The organism is Ferrigenium kumadai, assembly GCF_018324385.1.
In the GTDB taxonomy this organism is placed as follows: Bacteria; Pseudomonadota; Gammaproteobacteria; order Burkholderiales; family Gallionellaceae; genus Gallionella; species Gallionella kumadai.
This window is the reverse complement of record NZ_AP019536.1, coordinates 59,664-72,502: the sequence shown is the minus strand read 5'-3', so window position 1 is coordinate 72,502 and position 12,839 is coordinate 59,664. Positions and strand designations below refer to the sequence as shown.

Below are 12,839 nucleotides of genomic sequence, written 5' to 3'. Positions count from 1 at the left end.
CGTGAACATGGCAAAACAAAGGAGCCCGGGATACCCCGTACTGATCATCGGCGCCGGACGCGGAGGCTCGGCCCTGCTCGAAATGTTCCTGGAAGACAGCCTGGTCAGGGTTGTAGCCATTGCCGATACGAACCCGGACGCACCCGGAATCCGGTTGGCAAAAAAAATCGGCATACCGACCTATACCGATGCCGCCGAGGCTTTGCAGGCGTGCAAGAGCTACCCGGATTGCATCGTGTACAACTTGTCGCATGACGATTCGATCGCCGACAAGGCAAGCCGGATATTCGGCGAAAAAAGGGTGGCCAGCGGCCCCGAGGTCATGCTGTTCTGGCAGATGGTGACGAACCTCAAGCAGATCAAGGGCGAGCTCGAAAAAAGCCAGAATCAGCTGCAGGCCATCATCCACAACGCGATGGACGGCATCATCACCATCAATGAAACCGGGGAGATCCAGGGATTCAATCCCGCCGCCGAACAGATCTTCGGTTATTCGCAGCAGGAGATATTGGGCAAGCGCGTGAACACGCTGATGCCCGATCCGACGCGCAACGCCCACGACGACCACATGCGGCGTTATCTCCAAACCGGCGAGACCAAGATCATGGGGGTCAGCGGACGCGAGGTGGTCGCCGTGCGGAAGAACGGCGAACAATTTCCCATGGAAGTCTCCATCTCGGAGATGGTGCTGGGCGGGCAGAAATACTTCGTCGGCATCGTCCGGGACATCACGGAACGCAAACTGGCCGAACAAAAGATTGCGCACCTGGCGCATTACGATTATCTGACCGATCTGCCGAACCGGGCGCTGTTCCTGAATTGCCTTGAGCACTCGATGCTCCTGGCCAAGCGCAACCGCTACAAGACCGCGGTCCTGTTCCTCGATCTGGATGGATTCAAACAGGTCAACGACACGCTGGGGCACGATGTGGGAGACTTGTTGCTGCAGGCCGTTTCCAAGCGACTGAAGGACACCATCCGGGAATCGGATACGGTGGCGCGGGTGGGCGGCGATGAATTCACCTTTGTGTTGAATAATGTCGAATCGACCGAAGGCGCTGCGCTGGTGGCAAGAAAAATAATCGCCGCGCTGGCGGAACCCCTGGACTTGAAGGGCCAGCGATGCCATGTGGGAGGCAGCATCGGCATCTCCATGTTCCCTGATAACGCTGACAATCTTGAGAAACTCATCAGACAAGCCGATGAAGCCATGTACCTGGCCAAACAAAGCGGCAAGAACACCCACAGATTCTATCTGGACGTGCTGCAAAAACAGCCCGCCGAATAAATATCCAAAACCGTATTGAGGAACATCAGCATGACCATCCGCCGCTATACCCTGACCATCTCCTGCCCGGACCGGACGGGAATCATCGCGGCAGTAAGCGGCTTCATCGCCCAGCACGGCGGGTTCATCGTCGAGGCAAGCTATCACACCGAGCAGGAAGCGCAGCGTTTCTTCATGCGCCAGGAGATACGCGCCGACTCGCTGCCGTTCGATGCGGCAGAATTCCACCGCCGTTTCTCTGCACTGTCGGACGAATTCAACATGGACTGGCAGCTTTCCGACTCGGCGTTAAAGAAGCGCCTGGTGGTGCTGGTAAGCAAACAGGACCATTGCCTGGACGACTTGCTGCACCGCTGGCGCAGCGGCGAGCTGCAGGTGGACATCCCCTGCGTGATCTCCAACCACGAGGACCTGCGCAGCTTCGTCGAGTGGCACGGCATCCCGTTCATCCATGTGGACATGGCGAATAAAGAGGCGGCGTTCCAGCGCATCTCGGCGCTGTTCGAGGAATATCGCGGCGATGCAATGGTACTGGCGCGCTTCATGCAGATATTGCCGCCCTGGCTGTGCCAGCGCTATCCGGGACGAGTCATCAACATCCACCACAGTTTCCTGCCCTCCTTCGTCGGAGCAAAGCCGTATCACCAGGCCTATCAGCGAGGGGTAAAGCTCATCGGCGCGACCTGCCATTACGTGACCGACGAACTGGATGCAGGGCCGATCATCGAACAGGACACGGTGCGCATCGACCACGGCGACACGGTGGACGATCTGGTGCGCTACGGGCGCGACATCGAGAAGACCGTGCTGTCGCGCGGCCTGCGCTACCATGTGGAAGACCGCGTGCTGGTGTGCGGCAACAAGACCATCGTGTTCCGTTAACGGCGCTCCGGCGGAACAATTTTCGGCATCGACAAGGCAGGCAACAATGAACCCGACAGATCAAGCCCTGATCAGACAGAACGCCTTATTCAAAGGCATGGACTTCGAGAGTTTCGACTACATGCTGGAACACAGCATCGTGCGCAGCCTGGAGACCGGCGAACGGCTGCTGCAGCCGGAGGCCCAGAACCATCACCTCCACCTGATACTCGACGGCTCGCTGAATGTCTATCTGATCGCCCAGGAATCGCAGGAACACACCTCGCTCCGTGCCGGAGAGTGCGTCGGCGAAGTCTCCCTGATCGACGGCAAATACCCTTCCGCGATCGTCGTTGCCGCCGAGCCCTGCCGCATCCTGTCCATTCCCTACGATACGGTATGGTCGCTGATCAACAATTCGCGCACCGTCACCAGCAACCTGCTGTCCATCCTCGCCAGCCGGCTGCGCAACGACAACAAGACGATCGTCGATACGCAGCGCTCGAAATCGCACTTCGAGCACCAGGCATCGACCGATGCCCTGACCGGGGTCTACAACCGCCACTGGATGGGCAAGGCCTTCCCGCGCGCCTTACAGCGTTGTTCGCACAACAAGCAACCGTTCGCGGTCATGGTCGTGGACATCGATCATTTCAAGAAGATCAATGACACCTACGGCCACCTGGTCGGCGACCTCGCGCTGAAGACCGTCGCGAAATGCATGGCGGAGAACCTGAGGCCCCACGACTTGCTGGCCCGCTACGGCGGCGAGGAATTCGCCGTGCTGCTGACCGAGGCCGACCTGGACGCGGCCAAGATGGTCGCGGAACGGCTGCGCGCCAAGATCGCTGCCGCCGAGATCCGTTCCGACGACATCTCGTTCCATGTCACGCTCTCCATCGGCATCACGCCGACCCAGCATAACGAAAAACTGGAGCATCTCATCCACGAGGCGGACCAGGCGCTCTACCGCGCCAAGCAGGCGGGACGGAACCGCGTGGAGGTGTTCCACTGACGCCAGATACGTCAGGGGCCGCGGTGCCGGGGCGAATGGCGGCCCATGGAATCTTTTGCGCCCGGACCTGTCGGATACCAGGTCTAATTCGCTGAACACTCCGGATGGCGGCACCTTCCGCACCAACCCACATCGGCAACTACTCCATCGTCGAGCAGATCGGCACCGGCGCGAGCTCGGACGTCTATCTGGCCCTCGAAGAGAAGAAGTTCGCCTCGGTCGCGATCAAACAGCTGCGCAAGACCTGCCAGTCCGAGCCCTACCGCAAGCTCATGGCCAACGAGGTCGCGCTGGTCGGCAAACTGGAGCACAAGAACATCGTACGCCTGCTCTCCGCCCACCTCGACGACCAGAGCGGCCCCTATGTGGTGATGGAATACGTCAAAGGCGTGCCGCTGGACCGCCATCAGCACGGCGACACGCTGCTGCCGGTCAATACCGTGATCTCGGTCGTCGAACAGGTCGCCTTCGCGCTGCAGTACATCGCCGGCCAGGGCGTGGTGCACCGCGACGTGAAACCGGAGAACATCATCCTGATGCCCAACGGCCAAGCCAAGCTGACCGACTTCGGCTGCGCGATCCCGACCGGCACCGCCGGCGAGATGGTGGCCGGCAGCCTCGCTTACATGTCGCCTGAGCAACTGGAGGGGCAACCGCTGGACGAGCGTGCCGACATCTACGCCCTCGGCGCGGTGCTGTACCGCCTGCTGTGCGGCAGGCACACCTTCGAGGCCGATAGCGAATTCGAGGCGCGCATCGCGATCCTGAACTTCCCGATCTCGCCCATCGTCAAGCATCGCCAGGGCCTGCCGCCGGCGCTGGTCGCCGTGATCGACCGCGCCCTGAAAAAGAACAAGGACGAGCGTTATGCCGACTGGAGCGAGTTCATCCGCGACCTCGGCGAAGCCGCCCACGTGATCCGCATGTCCGATTACGACGTCGACCTGTATCGCGGCTTCAGCATGTCCACGCAGTCGGTGCTGTCCCGCTTCATGTCGACGGACCGGGATTTCTCCCGCAGCGGCTTCTCGCGCAGCAGCATGCCCGACTCGTTCGGCGCGTAAAGAATAACCTTCAGATCAGGCTACCAAAAAACGTCGCGAGGATGGTCAGCTGCAAGGCGCACGGAGCTTTGCATGGCCAATCGACTAAGCTGGCGCAAGCGCCAGCAAGTCGCTGGTCAACGGAGTGACGAGACATACCCAGTGGGTAGGCGCACCCGCAAGGGGTAGGCCGTGCGGTACCCGCAGCTAAGGCTGCGACCGCTACGCACAGGAAGCGAAAACGCAGTTTCGGTGGAGGCTAATGCGCGAAGCGCGTTATGCCGGAGCCAATACCGCGCAACGCCGCAGATGACCACCGCATAACCAGCAACTTGGCCGTTGTATTTTGACGGCCTAGTTGAATGGCTAGTCGTTTCACCAGTAGTTTTTCGGTAGCCTGCTCAGGCGCGCCGGCGCGCAGTCATGACATTGGGGATCTGATGGATCAACGCGAGTAACCGGCTTAGCTGCTCCAGGTTGGCGATCTCGACCGAGAAGCGCATCCTCGCCACATTATCCTTGCTCAGGCTTTCCACGCCGGTGACATTGACCTTCTCCCGCACGAACAGGTCGCCGATGTCGCGCAGCAGGCCTTGTCGGTCGTAGGCCTCCACCTCGATATCCGCGGCGAAGACCTCGCCTTTGCTGCCTCCCCACTGGGCACCGAGCATACGGCCGCGCCGGGTCTCCGGCAGGCGCAGCATGGCCGGGCAATCGCGGCGGTGTATCGTCACCCCCCGGTCGCGCGTGACGTAGCCGACGATGGCATCGGGCGGCGCGGGCTTGCAGCATTTGGCCATCTTGGTCAGCAGGTTGCCTACCCCTTCCACCAGGATGCCCGACGGCGAGGCGCGTTCGGCTGCCGGTCGCGTAGCCAGCGGCTTCGCCGTTTCGGCCCTGGCAGGCAGTTCGCTCTGGATGGCAGCGGCGATCTGGTGTTGCGTGACGTCGCCGTGCCCGATGGCGGCGAGGAAGTCTTCCAGCTTGTGGAAGTGCAGTTTCTGGGCGAGCTTTTCCTGATTGAAAGAAGCGATGCCCAGCCGGTGCAACTCGCGGTCCAGCTGTGCGCGGCCCTGGGTTACGTTCTCGTCGAAACTCTGCAGCTTGAACCACTGCCGCACCTTGGCGCGAGCACGCGAGCTTTGCAGGTAGCCCAGTGCGGGATTCAGCCAGTCTCGGCTCGGCGCGCCCTGCTTGGCGGTGAGGATCTCCACGCGCTGACCGTTCTGCAGCTTGTAATTGAGCGGCACGATGCTGCCGTCCACCTTGCCACCGCGCGTGCGGTGCCCTAGATCGGTGTGCAGGGTATAGGCGAAATCCACCGGCGTCGCGCCCTTGGGCAGGTCGATCACCTTGCCCTGTGGCGTGAGCACGTAGACCTGGTCGTGGAACAGCTCGCTCTTGAACTGCTCCACCAGGTCGCCGCTGCCGGCCACCTCTTCTTTCCATTCCAGTATCTGGCGCAGCCAGGCGATCTTTTCGTCGAACCCGGCATCGGACTTGCCGCCCTCCTTGTAGCGCCAGTGCGCCGCGACCCCCAGCTCAGAATGGTGGTGCATCTCGTGGGTGCGGATCTGCACCTCGACCGCAAGCCCGCGCGGACCGGCTACCGCTGTGTGCAGCGAACGGTAGTCGTTACTCTTGGGATGGGCGATATAGTCGTCGAATTCGCCGGGGATCGGTTGCCACAGGTTGTGTACCAGCCCCAGCGCCGCATAACAATCCTTGATGTCGTCCACCAGGATGCGCACCGCACGCACGTCGTAGAGCTCGCTGAAATCCAGATGCTTGCGCTTCATCTTGTTGATGATGCTGTAGATGTGCTTGGGGCGGCCGGTCACCTCGGCCTTGATGCCAGCCTGTTCCAGCTCCCGTTTGAGCTGCGCCACCGTGTCGGCGATATATTGCTCGCGATCCGCGCGGCGCTCGTCCAGCAGCCTGGCGATACGCTTGTACAACTCCGGCTCGATGTAGCGCAGCGAGAGATCTTCCAGCTCCCACTTCACTTGCCATACACCGAGGCGGTTCGCAAGCGGCGCGAAGATGCCGCGCGTCTCCCGTGCGATGCGCTGCTGCTGCTCCGCGCTCGCACCCGCGAGGCTGCGCATGGTCTGGGTACGCTCGGCGAGCTTGATCAGCACAACGCGGATGTCCTGCACCATGGCCAGCAGCATCTTGCGCAGGCCTTCGATCTGCTGCGCACCGTCGCCTTTCTTCCTCTCCCTCTCGTGCAGCCCCTCCATCTCGCTGAATTCCTGGATCTGCTCCATGCGCGAGATGCCCTGGACCAGGCTGACGATGTTGCCGCCAAAACGGGCTTCCAGCGTCTCCTGCCAGTCGGGCAGATATTCCGGCACCGCATGCAGGATGGTGGCGGCGATGGTCTCGAAGTCCATGTTCATGCCGGCAAGGATGGCAGCCGCGCCCAGCGCATGCTGCAACAGCGGTGCGCCGGTCAGTTCGGCATGTCCCGCATAGAGCGGCGCGGCCAATTCACAGGCATGGCGTATCGCCTCGACTTCGGCCGGGGTATAGGTCTTGGGCAAGGCATCGAGCAGGGAGCGGATGTCCGCCATGTCTTGGCCGGAAAGGGGATGGTGAGGAACGGAAACCATGCGGCATTATCGCACCAACGCATGGAGGTGCATGCGCCGCGCCAAAAACAAAAAAGCCGGATCGCTCCGGCTTTTTCCAGACACGACTCTCGTCGTGTCCACTTGATCTGGAGCGGGAAAAGAGTCTCGAACTCTCGACCTCAACCTTGGCAAGGTTGCGCTCTACCAACTGAGCTATTCCCGCGTATCTCACCAACTTGGTGCTAGTGAAGGGCCGCAATTATACAGCGCCTTTTTCAGTTCGGCTAGTGCAATATCATCCGACTGCTATTCAGGTGCGCTCGCCGCCCAGTGCATCGATGATATCTGGCAGCAGCTTCTTCAACTCGCCGGTCATGATGGCAAAATCCGTGTCGAACACGTCGTCCTGGTCGCTGATGTCCGTCTGTTCCTTGAGGATATCCAAGGGTGCGAGGCGCTTGAGCTGCAGGTTCTCGTGCAGGACGAAGGAAAGCCTGTCGTTCCAGGTCATGGCCAGCCGTGCGACTTCCTTGCCCGCCTTGATATGCTTGTTGATCTCATCCACTTCGAGGGCATGACGGATGTAACGCACGCTCGCGCGCTCTTCGCCTGTTCCGCGCAATTCGCAATCGCGGTCGATGGTGAACGAGCCCGGCAGATCGTCACCGGCCAGCCAGCCGGTCATCGCGGTGGTTGCGGAGACGTCGGTCTTGACTGGCGTGAGCGTGAAGCCATCCAGCGCCTTGAACAGCATTTCGACAAGTTCGTCGGCCTTGGCATAGTTTGCCGCATCGACCACCATGAAACCGCCGACCGGGTCGATCCATGCACAGGTCTTGCGACGGATGGCGAAGGCACGCGGCAACAGCTCGTCGGTGATGGCTTCCTTGATCTGCTTCAGTTGCTTGCGCCCGGGTTTGTATCCCTGCTGCTCTTCGACTTCGGCTGCGCGGGACTTGGCGAACTGGTTGATCACGGTTGCGGGGAGGAGCTTCTTCTCGGTGCCGAGGCTGATCAGCATCTGCGAACCGAGCGTATGCACGTAAGGCTCTCCTTCCGCCTTGGGCGACACCCAGCCGCGGCTCTGCATCTCCATGCCGGAGCAGGCCTGCAGGGCGTGTTGCGAGAGTTTTTCTTCGAGGGCTTCGGGCGTTGTATCCCAGTTATTCAGACGATAGACGAGGAGATTCTTGAACCACATAGATTGACTTCAGAGTTAGTGCAAAAGGGCGCGGGATTCTACCCCATCAGGCGACAAAACTTTCCGGCTGCCGAATAAAAAAGGGCACCTTGCGGTGCCCTGAAACGGAGCCTTTGCAGCTCCGGGAGGAGTCGTTACAGGTTGTAAGCACGCTCGCCGTGGGACGTCGTATCCAAGCCTTCGCGCTCGTCTTCTTCCTTCACGCGCAGGCCGATGGTCAGGTCGACGATCTTGTAGCAGACGAAGGCGACCACTCCGGACCAGACCACCGTGGTCAGCACCGCCTGTGCCTGGATCCACACCTGGCCGCCGATAGTGGTATCGACGATGGTGTTGTTCACGTAATCGACGATGCCGGTGCCGCCCAGGCTCCAGGTGTTGAACACGCCGGTGAGCAACGCACCCAGGATGCCGCCCACGCCATGGATGCCGAACACGTCCAGCGCATCGTCCGCACCCAGCAGCTTCTTCAGGCCAGTCACACCCCAGAAGCAGACCACACCTGCCAGCGCGCCGATAGCCAGTCCACCGCCGATACCGACCCAGCCGCAAGCCGGAGTGATGGCGACCAGACCGGCCACCGCACCGGAAGCCGCACCCAGCAGGCTGGGCTTGCCCTTCACCATCCATTCCGCAGCCAGCCAGGTCAGCACGGCAGCGGCGGTCGCGATCAGCGTGTTGGCGAAGGCCAGGGTCGCAGTGCCGCCCGCTTCCAGCGCGGAGCCCGCGTTGAAACCGAACCAACCCACCCACAGCAATGCAGCGCCCAGCATGGTCATCACCAGATTGTGCGGTGCCATCGGCTCCTTGCCGTAGCCGATACGCTTGCCGATCAGGAAGGCACCGACCAGACCGGCGATCGCGGCGTTGATGTGCACCACGGTACCGCCCGCGAAGTCGAGCGCACCTTTCTGGAACAGCCAGCCAGCCGTCGCATTGGCCGCATCAGCCGCAGCTTGGTCAGTATAGGCATCGGGACCCGCCCAGAACCACACCATGTGGGCGATAGGCAGGTAGGCGAAGGTGAACCACAGTGCAGAGAACAACAGCACCGCGGAGAACTTCATGCGCTCAGCGAATGCACCCACGACCAGAGCCACCGTGATGGCCGCGAAGGTGGCCTGGAACGCGACGAAGGCGAACTCAGGGATGACCACGCCCTTGCTGAAAGTAGCCGCATTGGCAACGCTACCGGATACCGGATCGAAGATACCCTTCAGGAACAGGCGGTCGAAGCCGCCGACGAACGCGTTGCCTGTGGTGAACGCCAGCGAGTAGCCGTAGATCGCCCACAGCACGGTGATCAGCGCGAAGATGCTGAACACCTGCATGAGCATCGACAGCATGTTCTTGCTGCGCACCAGGCCACCGTAGAACAGGGCCAGGCCGGGGATGGACATCATGATCACCAGCAAGGTAGCGGTCAGCATCCAGGTGGTGTCGCCCTTGTTAGGAACGGGCGCAGGGGCCGGGGTTGCTTGCGCAGCGGCTGCAGGAGCAACGACTGCGGTTGCCGGCGCCGCTTCAGCCACGGCGGAGACCGCCTCGGCCACGGCTGCCGCGTCTTCGGCATAAGCCGCGACGGACATGCCGCATAACGCTGCCAGCAGGGCAAAAAGTACAAAGAGTTTTCGCATGATGTTCTCCTTACAACGCTTCTGCACCGGACTCGCCGGTACGGATGCGGATCACTTGTTCGAGATCGGATACGAAGATCTTGCCGTCACCGATCTTGCCGGTCTGGGCAGATTTCTCGATGGCTTCCAGCACCTGGTCCAGCATGCTGGCCTCGATAGCTGCCTCCAGCTTCACTTTCGGGAGGAAGTCCACCACGTATTCCGCACCGCGATACAACTCGGTGTGGCCCTTTTGCCGCCCGAAGCCCTTGACCTCGGTGACGGTTATGCCTTGCACGCCAATGGCGGACAACGCTTCACGCACCTCGTCCAGCTTGAACGGCTTGATGATAGCGACGACCATTTTCATAACGCTCTCCTTTCGAGAGGGGCGCCAAGCGCCCCACTATGGTTGTTAGAACGAGCGGCTCAGGGACAATACGAAAGTGCCCTTCCCCAGGTTCTTGTTCAGCGCGGTGCTGTAGTACCCGAAATCCTTGGCGTTGGTCTTGCTGTAGGCGAGACCCGCCACGAATCCGCTGAAATCCTTGCTCACGCTGACTTTGTAGTCGGAGTAAGTAGGATCGAAACTGGCCGCTTTCAGCGCATCCGCTGTCACCCCCTTGTAAGTCTGCTTGCCGTAATGCGCCCCAAGGGTGATGCCGGTATCCGGGATGGGGTAGCTGGCGCTCAGGTCGATATAGCTGGTGCCACTCGCATTGGGCAGCGCAAAAGTGTTGCCCAGGCTGTGCGAATATTTGAGGGTGAACCACTTGTAGCCCAGCGCACCGTAGAGCTCGTCGGTGTCGCCCTTGGCCCAGGTCGTCGTGCCAATGACCGTGTTCATGGGAGCCGGGTACGTCGCCGGATAGTTGTAGCGCAGATAGCCGACATCGTAAGTGAAATCACCGGCAAGACTGTTCTTGAAGCCGAAGTAGGTATCCAGTTCCACCTGAGAGCTGGTCGCCACCTGAAGGCCGGCGCCGGCATCGGTCATCCAGCTGATGCTGGAACCCCAGACCCCGGCATAGAAACCACTGGAATGGCTGTAGTCGAATCCGCCCTGAATCGCCGGTTTGGCATTGGTTTGCGAAATGCCGCGATACAGGTAATCACTCACGAGGCTGACATTGCTGGTGAAAGTGTGAGGGGAGGCTTCCTCGGCCAGTGCCACGCCGGGCACTGCCAGTGCAGCCAACATCAGGGAGTTCAACAGTTTGCTCTTGGCTACGCCGAAACTCAGTGCATTCGTTTTCATCGTATTTCCTTTCTTGGTTTGTGAACGGGATAACAGCATCCGCATACTCCATTGAGCAGGATGCGTGCCAGACCGCATTCCCCTTTTATTACAATGAATTGCCGAGTTACCAATTTTTTCCAGCCAGGCCGGTGCATGTTCCCGGTGCGCACCGAATCGGTGACTGCACACTTTAGGTGCGGCGGCCTAGTAGGTAAATTGCTACACTTCGGACTGCATATTTACAGGAGATCGAACCATGCTGAACCAGAAATTCTTTGAAGACATGTCGGCGAAACTGAACGAGGTGGTGGCCAACAGCCCCGCCAAAGATTTCGAGAAGAACGCACGCGCCCTGATGGCGCAGGGTTTCGCCAAGCTGGACCTGGTGACACGCGAGGAATTCGACGTGCAGGCACAGGTGCTGGCGCGCGCGCGCGAACAGCTCGCCGCACTGGAAGCACGCGTCGCGGAACTGGAAGCGCAACGCAAATAAGCCATGGGCCTCGCGGTCCTCTATAGCCGCGCCCTCTCCGGCATGGAGGCCGCACTGGTGACCGTCGAGGTACACATCGCCAACGGTCTGCCCAACTTCACCATCGTCGGTTTGCCGGAGACCGAGGTGAAGGAAAGCAAGGATCGTGTGCGCGCCGCGCTGCAGAACTGCCAGTTCGAATTCCCCGCACGGCGCATCACAGTCAATCTCGCGCCAGCCGACCTTCCCAAGGAAAGCGGCCGCTTCGATCTGCCCATCGCGCTGGGCATCCTCGCCGCCACGAACCAGATTCCCGCCGATAAACTGAGCGAATATGAATACGCCGGAGAGCTTGCGCTGACCGGCGAGCTGCGTGCTATCCGCGGCGCACTGGCGATGACCTACCGCGCCGCCGGCAGCGGCCGCGCCTTCATCCTCCCGCAAGCGAACGCCGCCGAGGCCGCGCTGGTGGATGATGCGGCAGTGTATCCGGCGCAAACGCTGTTGCAGGTGGCTGCGCATCTCGCCGGACGCGAGGCGATCATGCCTTATGCCGGATCACCGCAGGCCGTCGCGCCGCACTACCCGGACATGTCCGAAGTGAAGGGACAGGCGCAGGCCAAGCGCGCCCTGGAGATCGCCGCCGCGGGCGGGCACAGTGTCCTGATGGTCGGCCCGCCGGGCACGGGCAAGTCCATGTTGGCGTCGCGCTTCCCCGGCATCCTGCCGCAGATGACGGAGACCGAGGCATTGCAGAGCGCAGCGGTACAGTCGCTGGACGGCAGCTTCGACGTGGCGAGATGGAAAATGAGACCCTACAGATCCCCGCACCATACGGCTTCGGGCGTGGCGCTGGTCGGCGGCGGCAGCAACCCTCGCCCCGGCGAAGTCTCGATGGCGCTGCACGGCGTGCTGTTTCTCGACGAGCTGCCCGAGTTCGACCGCAACGTACTGGAGGTACTGCGCGAGCCGCTGGAGTCGGGGCACATCACCATCTCGCGTGCTGCGCGCCGTGCCGATTTCCCCGCGCAGTTTCAGCTCGTCGCGGCGATGAATCCCTGCCCCTGCGGCTATCTCGGGCACTACAACGGCAAATGCCGCTGCACGCCCGACCAGATCGCGCGCTACCGCAGCAAGATATCGGGGCCGTTGCTGGACCGTATCGACATCCAGATCGAGGTGCCCGCCGTGCCGCAGGAAGACCTGCTCGGCAAGGCCGATGGCGAATCCAGCGGGGAGGTACAGGCCAGAGTCGAAGTTGCGCGGCAACGACAACTCGCGCGCCAGGCCAAAGCCAATGCACAGCTTTCCGTGACCGAAATCGATGAACTATGCGCACCCGATGCGCAAGGCGCCGCACTGCTGCAGAGTGCCATCTCCCGCCTCAACCTCTCGGCGCGAGCCTATCACCGGGTACTCAAGGTTGCGCGCAGCATCGCCGACCTGGAAGGCAGCGACGGCATCGCCACGCGACACATTGCCGAGGCGGTGCAGTACCGCCGTTTGAATTTCTGAATTAACCGAGCG

11 protein-coding genes and 1 tRNA gene are annotated in these 12,839 nt (G+C 61.3%); 6 read left to right on the top strand and 6 right to left on the bottom strand.

Features of this window, described 5'->3' with window-relative positions:
• Positions 1 to 7: 7 nt before the first annotated feature.
• From FGKAn22_RS00325 to FGKAn22_RS00310, 4 genes are all read left to right on the top strand, one after another.
• Positions 8 to 1,288 carry a diguanylate cyclase domain-containing protein gene (locus FGKAn22_RS00325; protein WP_212786018.1) on the top strand — a complete coding sequence of 427 codons (1,281 nt, stop codon included), beginning with the start codon at positions 8 to 10 and terminating at the stop codon, positions 1,286 to 1,288.
• Between the two features lie 30 nt (positions 1,289 to 1,318).
• Positions 1,319 to 2,170: a formyltetrahydrofolate deformylase gene (gene purU, locus FGKAn22_RS00320; protein WP_212786017.1), complete on the top strand. Its 852-nt coding sequence runs from the start codon at positions 1,319 to 1,321 to the stop codon at positions 2,168 to 2,170.
• Between the two features lie 46 nt (positions 2,171 to 2,216).
• Positions 2,217 to 3,164 (top strand): GGDEF domain-containing protein, encoded by a 948-nt coding sequence (locus FGKAn22_RS00315; protein WP_212786016.1) that lies wholly within the window; start codon positions 2,217 to 2,219, stop codon positions 3,162 to 3,164.
• Between the two features lie 104 nt (positions 3,165 to 3,268).
• Entirely contained in the window at positions 3,269 to 4,228 is a 960-nt protein-coding gene (locus FGKAn22_RS00310; protein WP_212786015.1) for a serine/threonine protein kinase, read from the top strand.
• A gap of 380 nt (positions 4,229 to 4,608) precedes the next feature.
• On the opposite strand, the gene relA is transcribed toward FGKAn22_RS00310, so the two are convergent.
• The 6 genes from relA to FGKAn22_RS00280 all read right to left on the bottom strand — a co-directional run bounded on the left by relA (position 4,609) and on the right by FGKAn22_RS00280 (position 10,858).
• The gene (gene relA, locus FGKAn22_RS00305) at positions 4,609 to 6,822 is read right to left on the bottom strand and encodes a GTP diphosphokinase (RefSeq protein ID WP_212786014.1); all 2,214 of its coding nucleotides are present in this window, start codon (positions 6,820 to 6,822) and stop codon (positions 4,609 to 4,611) included.
• Positions 6,823 to 6,930: 108 nt separating this feature from the next.
• Positions 6,931 to 7,006, bottom strand: a tRNA-Gly gene (locus tag FGKAn22_RS00300).
• Positions 7,007 to 7,093: 87 nt separating this feature from the next.
• On the bottom strand, positions 7,094 to 7,984 hold the full coding sequence (locus tag FGKAn22_RS00295; protein WP_212786013.1) for a recombination-associated protein RdgC: 891 nt from the start codon (positions 7,982 to 7,984) through the stop codon (positions 7,094 to 7,096).
• Between the two features lie 134 nt (positions 7,985 to 8,118).
• Positions 8,119 to 9,621 (bottom strand): ammonium transporter, encoded by a 1,503-nt coding sequence (locus FGKAn22_RS00290; protein ID WP_281411881.1) that lies wholly within the window; start codon positions 9,619 to 9,621, stop codon positions 8,119 to 8,121.
• A 10-nt stretch (positions 9,622 to 9,631) separates the two neighbouring features.
• Entirely contained in the window at positions 9,632 to 9,970 is a 339-nt protein-coding gene (locus FGKAn22_RS00285) for a P-II family nitrogen regulator (protein WP_212786012.1), read from the bottom strand.
• A 45-nt stretch (positions 9,971 to 10,015) separates the two neighbouring features.
• A complete protein-coding gene (locus FGKAn22_RS00280; protein WP_212786011.1) occupies positions 10,016 to 10,858 on the bottom strand; it encodes a TorF family putative porin in 843 nt (280 codons plus the stop codon).
• 238 nt (positions 10,859 to 11,096) lie between these two features.
• Between FGKAn22_RS00280 and FGKAn22_RS00275 the strand changes: the two genes are divergently transcribed.
• Both FGKAn22_RS00275 and FGKAn22_RS00270 read left to right on the top strand, forming a co-directional pair.
• On the top strand, positions 11,097 to 11,333 hold the full coding sequence (locus FGKAn22_RS00275) for an accessory factor UbiK family protein (RefSeq protein ID WP_212786010.1): 237 nt from the start codon (positions 11,097 to 11,099) through the stop codon (positions 11,331 to 11,333).
• Positions 11,334 to 11,336: 3 nt separating this feature from the next.
• On the top strand, positions 11,337 to 12,827 hold the full coding sequence (locus FGKAn22_RS00270; RefSeq protein WP_212786009.1) for a YifB family Mg chelatase-like AAA ATPase: 1,491 nt from the start codon (positions 11,337 to 11,339) through the stop codon (positions 12,825 to 12,827).
• Positions 12,828 to 12,839 lie beyond the last annotated feature (12 nt).

Coding starts and splice junctions, on each gene's coding strand:
- FGKAn22_RS00325 (WP_212786018.1), top strand. CDS start 8: ATGGCAAAACAAAGGAGCCCGGGATACCCCGTACTGATCATCGGCGCC.
- purU (WP_212786017.1), top strand. CDS start 1,319: ATGACCATCCGCCGCTATACCCTGACCATCTCCTGCCCGGACCGGACG.
- FGKAn22_RS00315 (WP_212786016.1), top strand. CDS start 2,217: ATGAACCCGACAGATCAAGCCCTGATCAGACAGAACGCCTTATTCAAA.
- FGKAn22_RS00310 (WP_212786015.1), top strand. CDS start 3,269: ATGGCGGCACCTTCCGCACCAACCCACATCGGCAACTACTCCATCGTC.
- relA (WP_212786014.1), bottom strand. CDS start 6,822: ATGGTTTCCGTTCCTCACCATCCCCTTTCCGGCCAAGACATGGCGGAC.
- FGKAn22_RS00295 (WP_212786013.1), bottom strand. CDS start 7,984: ATGTGGTTCAAGAATCTCCTCGTCTATCGTCTGAATAACTGGGATACA.
- FGKAn22_RS00290 (WP_281411881.1), bottom strand. CDS start 9,621: ATGCGAAAACTCTTTGTACTTTTTGCCCTGCTGGCAGCGTTATGCGGC.
- FGKAn22_RS00285 (WP_212786012.1), bottom strand. CDS start 9,970: ATGAAAATGGTCGTCGCTATCATCAAGCCGTTCAAGCTGGACGAGGTG.
- FGKAn22_RS00280 (WP_212786011.1), bottom strand. CDS start 10,858: ATGAAAACGAATGCACTGAGTTTCGGCGTAGCCAAGAGCAAACTGTTG.
- FGKAn22_RS00275 (WP_212786010.1), top strand. CDS start 11,097: ATGCTGAACCAGAAATTCTTTGAAGACATGTCGGCGAAACTGAACGAG.
- FGKAn22_RS00270 (WP_212786009.1), top strand. CDS start 11,337: ATGGGCCTCGCGGTCCTCTATAGCCGCGCCCTCTCCGGCATGGAGGCC.